The following is a 1427-nucleotide window of genomic DNA, read 5'->3' on the forward strand; positions in this document are numbered from 1 at the left end:
CCACTCCTACCAGCCTTTACAACGGTATGAGTGTAGTGATTATCAAGTTATCGGCTTATTAGTACCGGTCAGCTCCGACAGTCTTTAGTCCTGTCTTCCACATCCGGCCTATCAACCCAGTCGTCTGGCTGGGAGCCTCTCCCCCGAAGGGATGGAAATCTCATCTCGAAGCCGGCTTCCCGCTTAGATGCTTTCAGCGGTTATCCGTTCCGAACGTAGCTAATCAGCGGTGCTCCTGGCGGAACAACTGACACACCAGAGGTTCGTCCATCCCGGTCCTCTCGTACTAGGGATAGATCTTCTCAAATTTCCTGCGCGCGCAGCGGATAGGGACCGAACTGTCTCACGACGTTCTAAACCCAGCTCGCGTACCGCTTTAATGGGCGAACAGCCCAACCCTTGGGACCTACTCCAGCCCCAGGATGCGACGAGCCGACATCGAGGTGCCAAACCATGCCGTCGATATGGACTCTTGGGCAAGATCAGCCTGTTATCCCCGAGGTACCTTTTATCCGTTGAGCGACAGCGCTTCCACAAGCCACTGCCGGATCACTAGTCCCGACTTTCGTCCCTGCTCGACTTGTCAGTCTCACAGTCAAGCTCCCTTGTGCACTTACACTCGCCACCTGATTGCCAACCAGGTTGAGGGAACCTTTGGGCGCCTCCGTTACTCTTTGGGAGGCAACCGCCCCAGTTAAACTACCCATCAGGCACTGTCCCTGAACCCGATTAGGGTCCGAAGTTAGATATCCAGAGTGACCAGAGTGGTATTTCAACAATGACTCCACGAACACTAGCGTGCCCGCTTCAACGTCTCCCACCTATCCTACACAAGCCACACCGAACACCAATACCAAACTATAGTAAAGGTCACGGGGTCTTTCCGTCCTGCTGCGCGTAACGAGCATCTTTACTCGTAATGCAATTTCGCCGAGTTCGCGGTTGAGACAGCTGGGAAGTCGTTACGCCATTCGTGCAGGTCGGAACTTACCCGACAAGGAATTTCGCTACCTTAGGATGGTTATAGTTACCACCGCCGTTTACTGGGGCTTAAATTCTCAGCTTCGCCTTGCGGCTAACCGTTCCTCTTAACCTTCCAGCACCGGGCAGGCGTCAGTCCGTATACATCGTCTTGCGACTTAGCACGGACCTGTGTTTTTAGTAAACAGTCGCTTCCCACTGGTCTCTGCGGCCATCGAACGCTCCCGGAGCAAGTCCGTTCACGCCTCAGGCCCCCCTTCTCCCGAAGTTACGGGGGCATTTTGCCGAGTTCCTTAACCACGATTCTCTCGATCTCCTTAGTATTCTCTACCTGACCACCTGAGTCGGTTTGGGGTACGGGCAGCTAGAACCTCGCGTCGATGCTTTTCTTGGCAGCATAGGATCACCGATTTCGACTTGCGTCTACCCATCAGATCTCAGGCTTT

General features: G+C 54.1%; 1 rRNA gene (running past one end of the window). It reads right to left on the minus strand.

The window, feature by feature from the left end:
* Nucleotides 1-38: 38 nt before the first annotated feature.
* Nucleotides 39-1427 (minus strand): 23S ribosomal RNA (locus C5D09_RS16815) (it continues 1849 nt past the right edge of the window).

The organism is Rathayibacter sp. AY1C9 (assembly GCF_002932315.1).
Lineage (GTDB): Bacteria > Actinomycetota > Actinomycetes > Actinomycetales > Microbacteriaceae > Rathayibacter.